Origin of the sequence: Corynebacterium sp. ACRPZ (assembly GCF_022346205.1) — a bacterium.
GTDB classification, from domain to species: Bacteria; Actinomycetota; Actinomycetes; order Mycobacteriales; family Mycobacteriaceae; genus Corynebacterium; species Corynebacterium lehmanniae.
The window spans coordinates 1-13,413 of record NZ_JAKRMR010000019.1 but is presented as its reverse complement, the minus strand read 5'-3'; the positions used below and the strand labels follow the sequence as shown (position 1 = coordinate 13,413).

At 64.4% G+C, this 13,413-nt stretch carries 12 protein-coding genes; 8 read left to right on the top strand and 4 right to left on the bottom strand.

Going from position 1 to position 13,413, the window contains the following annotated elements; genetic code table 11:
• Positions 1 to 27: 27 nt before the first annotated feature.
• Positions 28 to 1,794 (bottom strand): DEAD/DEAH box helicase, encoded by a 1,767-nt coding sequence (locus MHX64_RS11010; protein ID WP_239357463.1) that lies wholly within the window; start codon positions 1,792 to 1,794, stop codon positions 28 to 30.
• Positions 1,791 to 2,045, bottom strand: coding sequence for a DUF3039 domain-containing protein (locus tag MHX64_RS11005; RefSeq protein ID WP_063936916.1), 255 nt, complete (start codon positions 2,043 to 2,045; stop codon positions 1,791 to 1,793). The genes MHX64_RS11010 and MHX64_RS11005 overlap by 4 nt, the downstream gene beginning before the upstream one ends.
• Before the next feature lie 51 nt (positions 2,046 to 2,096).
• Between MHX64_RS11005 and MHX64_RS11000 the strand changes: the two genes are divergently transcribed.
• From MHX64_RS11000 to galE, 6 genes are all read left to right on the top strand, one after another.
• Positions 2,097 to 2,522, top strand: coding sequence for a DUF3099 domain-containing protein (locus tag MHX64_RS11000; protein WP_239306942.1), 426 nt, complete (start codon positions 2,097 to 2,099; stop codon positions 2,520 to 2,522).
• Positions 2,523 to 2,548: 26 nt separating this feature from the next.
• Positions 2,549 to 4,108, top strand: coding sequence for a class I SAM-dependent methyltransferase (locus tag MHX64_RS10995; protein WP_239357462.1), 1,560 nt, complete (start codon positions 2,549 to 2,551; stop codon positions 4,106 to 4,108).
• Positions 4,109 to 4,124: 16 nt separating this feature from the next.
• Positions 4,125 to 4,559 carry a D-aminoacyl-tRNA deacylase gene (gene dtd, locus MHX64_RS10990; RefSeq protein WP_181888562.1) on the top strand — a complete coding sequence of 145 codons (435 nt, stop codon included), beginning with the start codon at positions 4,125 to 4,127 and terminating at the stop codon, positions 4,557 to 4,559.
• A 113-nt stretch (positions 4,560 to 4,672) separates the two neighbouring features.
• Entirely contained in the window at positions 4,673 to 5,674 is a 1,002-nt protein-coding gene (locus MHX64_RS10985; RefSeq protein WP_181888563.1) for a sigma-70 family RNA polymerase sigma factor, read from the top strand.
• Between the two features lie 137 nt (positions 5,675 to 5,811).
• Positions 5,812 to 6,489 carry a metal-dependent transcriptional regulator gene (locus tag MHX64_RS10980; RefSeq protein ID WP_181888564.1) on the top strand — a complete coding sequence of 226 codons (678 nt, stop codon included), beginning with the start codon at positions 5,812 to 5,814 and terminating at the stop codon, positions 6,487 to 6,489.
• Between the two features lie 20 nt (positions 6,490 to 6,509).
• Entirely contained in the window at positions 6,510 to 7,499 is a 990-nt protein-coding gene (galE, locus tag MHX64_RS10975) for a UDP-glucose 4-epimerase GalE (protein ID WP_239357461.1), read from the top strand.
• 7 nt (positions 7,500 to 7,506) lie between these two features.
• Here the strand turns inward: galE and MHX64_RS10970 are convergent, their stop codons facing one another.
• A complete protein-coding gene (locus MHX64_RS10970; RefSeq protein ID WP_255711450.1) occupies positions 7,507 to 8,658 on the bottom strand; it encodes a DUF4192 domain-containing protein in 1,152 nt (383 codons plus the stop codon).
• A 218-nt stretch (positions 8,659 to 8,876) separates the two neighbouring features.
• Here MHX64_RS10970 and MHX64_RS10965 point away from each other — a divergent pair, with 218 nt between their 5' ends.
• Together MHX64_RS10965 and MHX64_RS10960 are read left to right on the top strand one after the other, a co-directional pair.
• Positions 8,877 to 9,950, top strand: a complete 1,074-nt coding sequence (locus MHX64_RS10965) for a PAC2 family protein (protein ID WP_239357459.1) — start codon at positions 8,877 to 8,879, stop codon at positions 9,948 to 9,950.
• Between the two features lie 33 nt (positions 9,951 to 9,983).
• The gene (locus tag MHX64_RS10960) at positions 9,984 to 12,524 is read left to right on the top strand and encodes an RNA helicase (RefSeq protein WP_239357474.1); all 2,541 of its coding nucleotides are present in this window, start codon (positions 9,984 to 9,986) and stop codon (positions 12,522 to 12,524) included.
• A 293-nt stretch (positions 12,525 to 12,817) separates the two neighbouring features.
• Here MHX64_RS10960 and MHX64_RS10955 read toward each other — a convergent pair whose 3' ends face one another.
• Entirely contained in the window at positions 12,818 to 13,117 is a 300-nt protein-coding gene (locus MHX64_RS10955; protein WP_239357458.1) for a hypothetical protein, read from the bottom strand.
• Between the last annotated feature and the right edge of the window lie 296 nt (positions 13,118 to 13,413).

Genomic DNA, 13,413 nt, shown 5'->3' with positions numbered 1-13,413 from the left:
GCGGTGCACGCCACCCTACCGGTGGGGCTACCAGTCTCGCAGGAAGGCGATGCGCTCGCGCAGCTGCTCGGCGTTGCACAGCGCGGTGGGCGGCCCGCCGCAGGCTTTGCGCACCTCCGTGTGGATCGCGCCGTGGGGCCGGCCGGTCTTCCCGGCGGCGATGGCCACACGGGCGTTGAGCTCCTTGCGCAGCGCGGGGATTTCGTCCGCGGCGGTTGTGGCGTTAGAGGCAGCTGCCGCCTCCTCTGCCGGGACGGGCTTCTTCACCGGCTCGCCAAGCACCTCCGCACGCTCGCGGGCCTTGCGCTCCTCTGCCCTGCGCGCCCGCTCCTCGGCGTCGCGGGCATCCAGTTGGTCGCTTTGCCGCTTGGCCAACAACGTTCGCACCTGGTCGGCGTCGAGCAGGCCGGGCAGGCCGAGGAAGTCCTGCTCTTCGGCGGAGCCTGCTTGGGTGGGCGTGCCGTAAGTCGAGCCGTCGAAAATCAGCGAGTCCAGCTCGGCGGACGCGCCGATGGATTCGTAGGACGGCATGTCGTCCGGCTCGGTCTGCGTGCGGTTTGCTTGATCCAGCAGCTCGTCGGACCAGCCGGATTCTCGGTGAGGTTTGCCCAGGACGTGGTCGCGCGAGACCTCCATCTCCTCCGCCAGTCGCAGCAGCACCGGCACGGAGGGCAGAAACACGGAGGCGGACTCGCCCGGCATGCGGGAGCGCACGAAACGGCCGATCGCCTGCGCGAAAAACAGCGGGGTGGACGCTGAGGTGGCGTAGACGCCAACTGACAGGCGCGGCACGTCCACGCCCTCGGAGACCATGCGCACCGCAACCATCCACTCGTCGCGGGAGGCGGAGAACTCGTCAATGCGGTCGGAAGCGCCCGGCTCGTCGGACAGCACCACGGTGACCGGGGTGTTGGACAGTGACTCCAGGATTTTCGCGTAGGCGCGGGCGGTGGTCTTGTTCGTGGCAATGACCAACCCGCCGGCGTCCGGCATGTTCGCGCGGATCTTCATCAACCTGGTGTGCGCGGCGGAAAGCACCGCGGCGATCCAATCGCCCTTCGGGTCCAACGCGGTGCGCCAGGCGCGGGTGGTTTGCTCGGCGTTGAGCGGCTCGCCAAGGCGGGCGGAATACTCCTCGCCCGCCGAGTCCTTCCATTGCGCCTCACCCGAGTACGCGAGGAAGACCACGGGGCGCACCACGCCGTCGGCAAGCGCATGCGAGTAGCCGTAGGTGTAATCGGCCTCCGAGACCAAGTGCCCTTCGCCGTCTTCGACGTAGCGCACGAACGGGATCTGCGAGTCGTCGGAACGAAACGGTGTGCCGGTCAGCGCAAGTCGGTGCTCCACATCGTTGTACGCCTCGTAGACGCCGTCGCCCCAACTCTTGGAATCGCCGGCGTGGTGGATCTCGTCCAAGATCACCAGCGTGCGGCGGGCAGAAGCCACAGCGTGGTGCTTGAAGGGGTGCATGCCCACCTGCGCGTAGGTGACCACGATGCCGTCGTAGGAGGCGTTGACCGCGGACGAGTTGGTGAAGTTCGGGTCCAACGACAGCCCGAAGCGCTTCGCCGCGTCGGACCACTGGTGCTTCAGGTGCTCCGTGGGCACCACCACGATGATACGCTGGACAGTCTTGTCCTCTTTCAGGCGAGAGGCCAGGGTGAGCGCGAAGGTGGTTTTGCCCGCGCCAGGGGTTGCCACGGCCATGAAGTCGCGCGGCTTGTCGCGGAGAAACGAATCAAGGGCCTCCTGCTGCCATTTGCGCAGCTGGGGCCCAGAAGTCGCGGCGGTCACTTGCGGCGCAGCCCCTTGTAGATCCGCTCGCAGTCAGGGCAAACCGGGGACCCGGGCTTGGCCTGCTTTTTCACCGGGAAGGTCTCGCCGCACAGCGCCACCACCATTTTTCCGGAGATGGCGGAATCGACGATCTGGTCCTTCTTCACGTAGTGGAAGAACTTGGGGGTGCCGTCGTCCGTGGTCGACGAGGTGTCTTCCCTGAGGTCCGGGCGCTCGAGCGTCTTCGTCGTCGTATTCACGGCAACCATCATGCCCCAATTTGGGCGAGAGGTTAAGCCGGAGGGCTAACCTCAGAGTTCATGAGCGCCAACGACCACACATCCACCGGGCGCGCCTCCCGCCACTCACGCCGGGGCAGGAAATCCCGCGCGCTGATCACGGACGCTTCCTACACCCCGGAGCAAAACAGGCAGTCGCGCGAGAAGCAGTACGCCGTCTTGCAGGGGTTGCGCCTGCCGTTCATCGTCGCGGCGGTGGCCGCGGCGTGGGCGAACTGGTGGGTGCTCGCCGGCATTTTGTTCGTGGTGTCTGTGCCGTTGCCGTGGATCGCCGTCGTGCGCGGCAACGCGCAGGGCGAGGTCCGGGATACCCGTCAGAAGAATGTGTACAAGCCGGCGGTGGCGCGCCAGGAGCAGCAGATGCTGGCGCAGCAGCAACGCACGGCGCTGGATTCGGCGGAGAAGGACCGGTCTAGCTCCCCCGCTATCATCGACCACGACGAATAGCCCCCTCGCACCGCAGGAGTTTTTGCGTGACTGCCCCAGATGACCTCTCCCCTCACCTTCCCGCAGTTGCCCAGGCGCTTGCCGCAGAACTCGACGCGGCGGGTTTCAGCGCCGACGGCGTCGCGGCCCACCTCGGCCCGGAGGCGACCGAGGCGCTCTACCGCCGTGAGCCGGGTGTCGTTCTGGCGGCGTGTTCCGACGACGCGCGCCTGTCGCGCCTGATCCGGTTCTTCCTGCTGCGCCGCCCCGCCACAGCGGAGGCGTTGGGTGACATGCTCACTCCGAAGCTCGCACTTTCGCTTATCGACGACCACTTGGTCGTGCCCGTGGCCGAATCGTCCACGTACCGCATCGCCGTTGAAGTTCGCCCCCACGTGGTCGCCGGCAAGCCGAGGCTGGTGCTCTCCGACCTCGACGCGTCCATGACGGACCACGTCCCGGGCCGCGACCACGTCCTCGGCGTCGGCTCCGCGTCGCTGTCGCTGCTGTCCGCCACACCGTGCACCCCGGTGGATTCGGTGCTGGATTTGGGCACCGGCTCCGGTATCCAGGCGCTCGCGCAGGCGGACGCCGCCACGCGCGTGGTGGCCACGGACGTCCACACCCGCGCGCTGGAGTTCGCCGAGGCAACCATGCGGGCGAACGGGGTGGACAACGTGGAGCTGCGCAAGGGCGCATGGTTCGAGCCGGTGCAAGGCGAGACATTCGACCGCATCGTGGCCAACCCGCCGTTCGTGGTGGGGCTGCCGGAAGTCGGCTACGTCTACCGCGATTCTGGTTTGGACCTCGACGGCGCAACTGAGCTGGTGCTCGGCCAGGCGCCGGAGCACCTCGCTGAGGGCGGCCGCGCGTTCATCCTCGGTTCGTGGGTGCATGTGCTCGACCAGTCCTGGCAGGCCCGGGTCGCGTCCTGGCTGCCGTCCCACGGTGTGAGCGCCTGGGTGCTGCAGCGCGACGTGGTTGATCCCGGCATGTACGTCTCCACCTGGCTGCGCGACGAGTCCATCGATCCCCGCTCCGATGAAGGCGTCGCGCGCACCGTGCAGTGGCTCGACCACTTCGCGGACAACGACGTCCACGCGGTGGGCTTCGGTTGGATCCTGTTGGAAGACATCGGCGACGCTCCCAGCGAAATCACCTGCGAGGAACTGTCCCAGCCGTTTTCTGACCCGCTCGGCCCGGAGGCGGAAGAGTACTTCACCCGCACCGCCTGGCTGCGCGGCAAAGACCGCGACGACGTCCTCGACGCGAACTACGTGGTCCGGCCGACGGTAGCGCTGGAAGACATCAAGCTCGCGGACACCGAACTCGGCATGGGGTTCGCGGATGAGACGCTGCGCATCACCCGCACCGACGGGCCGCGGTTTTCCCACACCATCGACGCGGGCATCCTCTCGCTGCTCTCGGGGCTGCACCCGAACGGGTTGCCGCTTCGGGACGTGGTCGGCCTGTACGCGGCGTCGCGCGGGTTGGGGCAACCGGAGGACGTCGACAAGCTTGAAGCGGATGCGGCGGGTGCGGTGGTTGACCTCGTGCGCCACGGGCTGATCCTGCCCGCTGAAATTGCGCAATTGACTCACCTATAAACAGAACGGAGCAGCAATGAAAGCAGTACTCACGCGTGTGACAAGCGCGTCCGTGACCGTGGACGGCGAGACCGTCGGTGCGATCGACTGTCCCGACACCGGCGGGATCCTCGCTCTCGTCGGCGCGGGCCGCGAGGACGCGGACGATGCGTGGGAGACGGTTGCGCGCAAGATCGCGGAACTGCGCATTCTCGACGGCGAACGGTCGGTGGAGGATGCTGACGCTCCGGTGCTGCTGGTCAGCCAGTTCACGTTGATGGGCCGCACGGCGAAAGGACGGCGCCCGTCCTGGAGCGACGCTGCACCTGGCGACGTCGCGGAACCGGTGATCGGCAATATTGCCGAGGCACTGCGCTCGCGCGGCATCCACGTCGAGGAAGGCCGATTTGGTGCGCATATGCAGGTCGAAAGCGTCAACGACGGTCCCTTCACCGTGATCGTCGAAGCGTGACCTGAATATATTTCCCGCGGACGGGAACACTGGGCGACAGCTGAACGTTGCCCATCTAGACTGCCCAGCTGTCCCACCCAGCTTTTCCACCTAGTCCGAGGAGGCGTTGCCACATGACCCAACCGGATCACGCTGCACAGGGAACCAAGGAATCCGAAGAGACCGTCGACCGCGGTAGCCGGAGGAACCAGACAAACGACAACCCTTCTGCGGACCTTGTCCGCGTCTACCTCAACGGCATTGGCAAGACTGCCCTCCTCAACGCTGAGGAGGAGGTCGAACTCGCCCAGCAGATCGAGGTCGGCTTGTACGCGCAGCGCCTTTTGGACGATCCGGAGGTGAAGCTCACCCGCGCGAAGAAGCGCGACCTGAAGATTCTGGCGAAGGAAGGCCGCAAGGCGCGCGCCCACCTGCTGGAAGCCAACCTGCGCCTCGTGGTGTCGCTGGCGAAGCGCTACACCGGCCGCGGCATGCCGCTTCTGGACCTGATCCAGGAAGGCAACCTGGGCCTGATCCGCGCGATGGAGAAGTTCGACTACTCCAAGGGCTTCAAATTCTCCACCTACGCCACGTGGTGGATCCGCCAGGCGATCACGCGCGGCATGGCGGACCAGTCCCGCACGATCCGCCTCCCAGTCCATCTGGTGGAGCAGGTGAACAAGCTCTCCCGCATCCGCCGCGAGATGTACCAGTCCCTGGGCCGCGAGCCCACGAATGAGGAGCTGGCGGAGGAATCCGGCATCGAGGAATCCAAGATTGAGATGCTGCTGCGCCAGTCGCGCGACCCGGTGAGCTTGGACATGCCGGTCGGCGCGGACGAGGAAGCGCCGCTGGGCGACTTCATCGAGGACGCCGAGGCCACCGATGCCGAGGACGCGGTGGTGACCACCCTGCGCCACGACGATATCGAGGACATCATCAACGGCCTCGAGCAGCGCGAGCAGGACGTCATCCGCATGCGCTACGGCCTGACCGACGGCGTGCCGCGCACCCTGGACCAGATCGGCCGCCAGTTCGGCCTGTCGCGCGAGCGCGTCCGCCAGATCGAGCGTGAGGTGATGGCGAAGCTGCGCGCCGGCGAGCGCGCCGACCGCCTGCGCGATTACGCGCTCTAAGCTGCCGCAGTCAGCACACGTTTACAGCCCAGCGCCCCGCATGAGGTTCACCGGTACCGCCGCGGGTGCTGGGCTACAGTGTTGCCACATGGTTTTTGGACCCCGAGCCAGCACCGCGATTGGAAGGGAGCATCACAGTGCGTGACCTCGTTGACACCACAGAGATGTATCTGCGCACCGTCTACGAACTGGAAGAGGAAGGCATTACGCCGCTGCGCGCGCGAATCGCGGAACGCCTCGAGCAATCCGGCCCCACCGTCTCGCAGACCGTGGCGCGCATGGAGCGCGACGGACTGATCGTGGTCGAGCACGACCGCTCCCTGTCGCTGACCGATGAGGGGCGCCGGCGCGCCACCGCCGTGATGCGCAAGCACCGTCTTGCAGAGCGCCTGCTTACGGACGTGCTGAAGCTGGACCTCGCCCAGGTCCACGAGGAGGCGTGCCGGTGGGAGCACGTCATGAGCGAAGATGTGGAGCGCCGCGTCGTCGCGGTGCTGGACAACGCGGACCGCTCCCCCTTCGGCAACCCAATCCCCGCACTCGACGAGCTCGGCGCAGCCGCCAGCACCGCCGACCAAGCGGGCACCCGCGCCAGCGACCTCCGGCTCAAGGAACCTGTGCGCGCAAAGGTGGTGCAGATCAGCGAGATCCTGCAGGACGGCGCACTGCCAAGGGCCGCCGGCCAATTGGTGGGCCAGACGGTGGAACTGCAGCCGCTGGAAGACGGCGCACTGGAGGTGTCCACAGATAAGGGTGAGACTTTCGTTCTCACCGCGGATGTCTCGCATGCCCTTCGCGTGGAGCGCGAAGACTAGCCAGCACGGAAAGGACTGCCATGAAGCTTGTTGTCACCGGCGGCGCCGGCTACGTGGGCAGCGTATGCGCTGCCACCCTGCTCGAAGCGGGACACGAAGTGATCGTCGTGGACGATCTGTCCACCGGCAACCGTTACGCCGTTCCGGAAGGCGCCACGTTTGTCGAAGGTGAGATCCAGGACGTCATCGACGACGTGCTGGCCGCAGACGGCGCCGCACCGGTCGACGGCGTGCTGCACTTTGCCGCGAAGTCTCTCGTCGGTGAGTCCATGGAGGACCCCGCCAAGTACTGGCACGGCAACCTCGATGTCTCGTTGGCGCTGCTGGACTCTATGCGCCGCCACGACGTGAAGTCGCTGGTCTTCTCTTCCACTGCGGCCACGTACGGCGAGCCGGACGTGGTGCCGATCACGGAGGACGCACCGACCCGTCCAACAAACCCGTACGGCGCGACGAAGTTGTCCATCGACTACGCCATTACGTCCTACTGCAACGCCTACGGCCTGGGCGCGACCAGCCTGCGCTACTTCAACGTCGCCGGCGCGTATAACGGCATCGGCGAAAACCACATCACTGAGACGCACCTGATCCCCATCGTGTTGCAGGTGGCGCTGGGCTACCGCGACAAGATCATGATGTACGGCGACGACTGGCCAACCAAGGACGGCACCTGCGTGCGCGATTACATCCATATCCGGGACCTCGCGGACGCGCACGTGCTCGCGCTTGAAGCCAACTCCCCCGGCACGCACCAGATTTACAATTTGGGCTCCGGCGACGGGTACTCCGTGCGCGAGGTTGTCGAGGTCTGCCGCGAGGTCACCGGCCACCCGATCCCGGCGGAGGTTGCTCCGCGCCGTGCGGGCGATCCGGCGACGCTGATCGCCTCCTCGGAGAAAATCCGCGCCGCCCTTGGTTGGAACCCGACGCGGACGGATCTGCACACCATCGTGCAGGATGCGTGGGAGTTCACACGCCAGCTCGGAGACCGGTCTCACTCCGCGCGCTAGGCGCGCATTACCGTTCGAGCTCGCTCCAGGTGTCCAGGCTTCCCTGCCGGCACAGTTCGAGCAGTGAGTGGCCCTGCCCGATGTCTAACACGCTGCCCAACAATCCGGACAAGTTGTGCCCCGGCTGTTCCCCCTCGGCACAAGCCAGTGCCGCGCTGGCCCAGCCGATAAGTCCCTGAGACAGGGCGACCATGGCCCACAAACACAGGGCGTTCGCCCTAATCTCCCCTCGGAAGTTGCGGGCGATGGTCAACAGCACCGCCCCAGCCGCGCGCGGGCGTTCCAGCGCGTCAACGATGAGAAAGTCGCGCAGTCTGCTTCCAGAAAGCATCGCGGCAAACAGCTCGACATCGTCTGGGTCGTTGAATACGTCGTCGATGATGATGCCGCCTTCGATGTCTATGAGCCCCACGTTCGGTGCTGCAGCAAACACACCGCATGCTTTATCGATGTGGGCATGCGCTACTGCCGGGGCATGCTTCAGATGGCAGAAGAGTTCGGTGCCGCGTTTGTGGGCGCCGGGTGTGAGAGCCTCCCCCGTTTCCGTATCAGGCTCAAACACCGGAGCAAAATGGGAGAACACTTCGCTTTTGTGCAGCTCCGGCAGGACTCCGTGGTCGATGAGCGGGCCCATCGGCTCTGCGGCAGCTACCGACGTCACGGTACCCTGCTCGTATCCTTCGCTCCACTCCCACACTGCGCTCGCAGTATCCGGATCGGGCCCAAATATCAGCTGGTAAGGCGTTCCGTCAGCGATTTCAGAGACAGTCCAGCAGGCTTCAACGATCTCCCCGAAGGCGTCCGCCGCCATTCGCAACCCTTCCGCAGCTACCGAAACCATCCGCGATTCCGGCACCCGAGTCACAATCACTGCGAAGGTGGCCACATGACGTGGTAGCGGGATACGTTGCAGCGCGCGCTGGATGCTTTCAGTGTTGCCCACGTCGGCGTCGAGGTAGGCCCCAATCTCCAACGTTGGAGAGGCACCTGGCGGACTGTACGCGTTGATGAGCACTACTGACTCGTTGGGAAAGTAACCCAGTGCGGCGGGGATGGACGCGATGAGTTGTGCCGGCGAACGGAGAAGCTCCGCGCTCGGATACGGTGTTATTGGGCTGATCGGACGGTTTGTTTCGTGCGGTTGTGGCTGATTATCCATAACTGTTAGACGCTCGCAGGGCGGTCTCGGTTCCATGGAGCGTGAAGTTTTCTCAACGCCAATTCGTACGCATCCTTTTTCGGCCACGGTGCCACCTTGCGGTTGCTGGTCGGGCACAATGGAATATTCTGCGACACCAACCGTTGTGTGGGTGGAGCACTAAAGCCGGTAAGGCGAGCGATTTCAGGAGGCCGAAGACCATGACGCAGGAACGTCCTATGTACGAACTTGAGTACCCAGCTCCGCAGGTGAACGGGGAGACTCAAAACGGTCCTGCCCTTATCGTCGCAATGCACGGTTACGCCGATGCGGGCCACGCCATTGAGTCCGCCGCTGACCACCTCAAGGCGGCGCTGGAGTCGAGGACAGTGGCCACGTTTAGCAACGACGAGCTGATTGATTACCGCTCCCGCCGCCCGACGGTGACGTTGTCGCACGCCGAGATCACCGATGTGGCGGATCTGCAGTTGGACATGCGCGTTGTGCGCGACGAGAAGGGCCAGTCCTTCCTGTTGCTTTCCGGCCCGGAACCAGACCTGCGGTGGGAGGCCTTTAGCAACGCAGTAGCGGATCTCGCGGACCGGTTCGGCGTCAGCAAGACCATTTGCCTCTACGCGGCCCCGATGGGCGCTCCGCACACCCGCCCCCTGGTGGTCTCCGCCCACGGCAACGACCGGGAGTTGGTCGGTTCCATGTTTACCTTTGACGGCATGGTCAGCGTGCCGGGCTCCGCATCGGTCTTTATCGAGCGGGAGCTGCACAAGCGCGGCCGCCCTGTTGCCGGGTACACCGCGCACGTGCCGCACTATGTGGCCGCCTCGCCGTACCCGCACGCGACTTTCCAGCTTCTGCAGTCAGTCGAAGATTCCACGAATCTGCAGTTCCCGCTGCGTTCCTTGGAGGCGGATATGCGCCGGGTATCGCAGCAGCTGGCGGAGCAGACGCACAACTCGGACGAAATCACCCACGTGGTGCAGGCTCTCGAGGAACACTACGACCGTGAGATGCAGGAGTACCGCGATCGCCATCCGCAAGCGATGATGCCGGGCGAGGCGCAGATGCCCAGCGGCGAGGAGATCAGCGAGGCATTTGAGAACTACCTCACCGCCATCGAAGACCGAGACCGCAACGAGCAGCGCAGCCTCCCCCACAGCGAGGAGACGGATCAGCGGTTACGCGACCATTTCTTCATCGATCCTTCAGCTCCCGAGCGTTCGCTTGACGACGACCAAGGGGATTCCACCGGAGGCGACACCACCGACGGTGACGGGGACGGCGACGGCCCCCGTTAGCGTGTCGGCCGGTCGGCTACGGTGAATGCTGTGATGCTGACCGATTTGCTTGAAGACATTGCGCAGGCCCCCGAATCGCTGTTTGAGGACGCCGTGTGGGACTCGTTCAACTCGTGGACGGCCTCCCGCGGCATCTCGTTGTATCCGGCGCAGGAGGAGGCCTCGCTCGCGCTGCTCGCAGGCGACAACGTCATCTTGGCCACCCCGACCGGCTCGGGTAAGTCGATGGTGGCCAACGCCGCGCACTTCATCGCGATGGCGCGCGGCCAGCGCTCGTTCTACACCGCACCGATCAAGGCGTTGGTGAGCGAAAAGTTCTTCGCTCTGTGCGAGATTTTCGGAGCGGAAAACGTCGGCATGATGACGGGTGACGCAACCGTGAACTCGAACGCCCCGATTATCGCCGCCACCGCCGAGATCGTGGCGAACATCGCGCTGCGCGAAGGCAAAGACGCGCGAATCGATCAGGTGGTGATGGACGAGTTCCACTACTACTCGGAGCCGGAGCGCGGCTGGGCGTGGCAGGTGCCGCTGCTGGAGCTGCCGAAGGCGCAGTTTTTGCTCATGTCCGCCACCTTGGGCGACACCGCCTGGTTGGAGAAGGACCTCACCGAGCGCACGGGCCGCAAGACCACGTACGTCGGCGGCGCGGAGCGCCCGGTGCCGCTTGATTTCCACTACGTGTTCTCCCCCGTGCACGAAACCATCGAGGAGCTGTTGGAGGACAACAAGGCGCCGATTTATGTGGTGCATTTTTCCCAGCGCGAGGCCACGGAGCGCGCGCAGGCGCTGACGAGCATGAACATCATCACGCCCGAAGAAAAGCAACGTATCGCGGACGAGATTGGGGACTTCCGCTTTACCACGACCTTCGGTAAAACCCTGTCCAAACTGGTCCGCCGCGGCATTGGTGTGCACCACGCCGGCATGCTGCCCAAGTACCGCCGCCTGGTGGAGCGGCTCTCCCAAACTGGACTGCTGAAAGTCATCTGCGGCACCGACACGTTAGGTGTGGGCATCAACGTGCCAATCCGCACCGTGCTGATTACCGGCTTGGCCAAGTTCGACGGCACCCGCCAGCGCATCTTGAAGTCCCGCGAATTCCACCAGATCGCCGGGCGAGCCGGACGCGCCGGCTACGACACCGAAGGCACAGTCGTGGTTGAGGCCCCGGAGCACGAGATCGAAAACGTGAAGTTGCGCCGCAAGGCTGGCGATGATCCGAAAAAGCTGAAGAAAATCCGCAAGAAGTCCGCCCGAGACGGCGAAGTGTCCTGGTCCGAAAAGACCTTCGAGCGACTCAAGGTGGCCGAGCCCGAGGAGCTGACCAGCCAGTTCAAGGTATCCAACTCCATGCTGCTCAACGTGGTGGCCCGCCCGGGTGACGGCTACGAGCACATGCGTCACTTGCTGCGAACGAACCATGACCCGCGCGCGAAGCAGAACCGCGACATCATCCAGGCCGTGAACCTGTTCCGCGGCTTGATCAACGCCGGGGTAGTCGAGCGCACGCCAGACTCGCCCGCGTTCCGCCCGTACACGCTCACCCAGGAGCTGGACCGCGACTTCGCGCTGAACCAGCCGCTGTCCCCCTTCGCATTGGCGTTCCTCACGTTGCTCGACCCTGAGTCGGACGCGTACACCCTCGACGTCATCTCAACGTTCGAGGCGATTCTGGACGACCCGAGACAGCTGCTCCAAGCCCAGCAAACAGCGGCTCGCGGCGAAGAGATCGCCGCTCTGAAAGCAGAGGGGGTGGACTATACGGAGCGGATGGCCATCATTGAGGACGTCACCTACCCCAAGCCGCTTGCTGACGAACTAGAGGAGGCGTTCGCCACCTTCACGGAAGGCAATCCGTGGGCGAAAGAATTCGAGCTGTCGCCGAAATCGGTTGTGCGCGACATGATCGAGCACGCGATGACGTTTTCGGACCTCATCGCCACCTATGGTCTGGCCCGCTCGGAGGGCGTGGTGCTGCGCTACCTCACCGATGCGTGGCGCACCCTTTCCTATTCCATCCCGGACACCTACATGAACGATGATCTTGAGGACATCGTCGTGTGGCTCGGCGAGTTGATCCGACAGGTCGACTCGTCGCTCATCGACGAATGGGCGCACATGACCGGCGACGACCAGCCCGTGAGTCAAGACACCATCGACCGCGAGCTCGCGTTCGGTGTGGAAGACCCCACGGCGCTCACCGCCAACCGCCGCGCCTTCACCATCATGGTGCGCAACTATTTTTTCCGCCTAGTGGAACTTTTCGCGTACGAGAAGGAGGACCAGCTGGAGGACATGCTGGGCTACCTGGAGCCGGACGCGCGGGTGGACTGGCCAGCTGCAATGGACGACTACTTCGACGAATACACGGATGTGGACCTGGGCCCCGACGCGCGCGGCCCGGAGTTCTTCCGGCTGGAGGACTCTGCCGGCCGAGCGTGGAGGGTCACCCAAATTATCAAGGACCCCGAGGGGGACAACGCGTTCCAGCTGCACGGTGTTGTGGATCTGGACGCCTCCGACGAGGCAGGTGAAGTGCGGCTCTCCTCGCTAGGCATCCGCGAGGGGTAGAGCGCGCCGGCAATTAAAACGCTTTGTATCGCGTGGAGCAATCGCCATGCGACCATCGCGGCGCACCCGGGTAAAGGTCGTGCCGAACGCCTCGCTCAGTTCCTTCCTACGAAGGTGTACCCGACGTGCTGCACTGTTGTCACCGAACCACCAGCGCCACCATGCTCAGGACACAGCTGCCCACACCACGCCCCCGACGACAACGGCTCCTACTGAAGCAATAGCCGCCTCGACCACCATCTCCTGGATGTGGTCGAGAGCGGCCTGCGTTTCAGTCACCGGGATCGTGACACTCACTGCCCCCGCGATCGATCAGCAGCAAAAACGATGGAGTCGAGTCCCTCCTGCAGATCTTCGTCCATGCCGGCGGCATCCATGGACCGCTTCGCGAATGAGGCCAGGACCGACAGGCTGCCGGACGAGTCGATGCGCTCGAGCTCATTGATCGTCGCGACCCGGTTCTCCGGGAGTAGCATGCTTTCCGGGTCATAGAAATCAAGCTGTGTCCGCCAGAACTCCAGCGGGTCAGTCAATCCTTCGCGCAGGTCGGCACTGCTGTCGGGGATGTCTTGCATGTAGAGTAGCTGGCTCATTTTGCGGTGCTCCCTACCCTCGTTCGAGGTATCCAAGGCGCACACGTATGTGCCACCGAGACCGTAGTCGTTCGAACGAACCGTTAGTGTTCCATGAGCCGACAGGCGTTGTCCGATCTGTACATCTTGGTCTTTAAACGTGCTTGTTGTGTGCACGACACAACCCTCGAAAACCGAGGGTGTCCGATTCTTTGTGTGCGGGGGTTTGGTTTACAAGTAGTCCGCGAATCGGTCGGGGTAAGCCACGGCTAGTTGGTTGATGGCTTGTTTCCACCCGGTGGCTTTCGCTCCTTCAA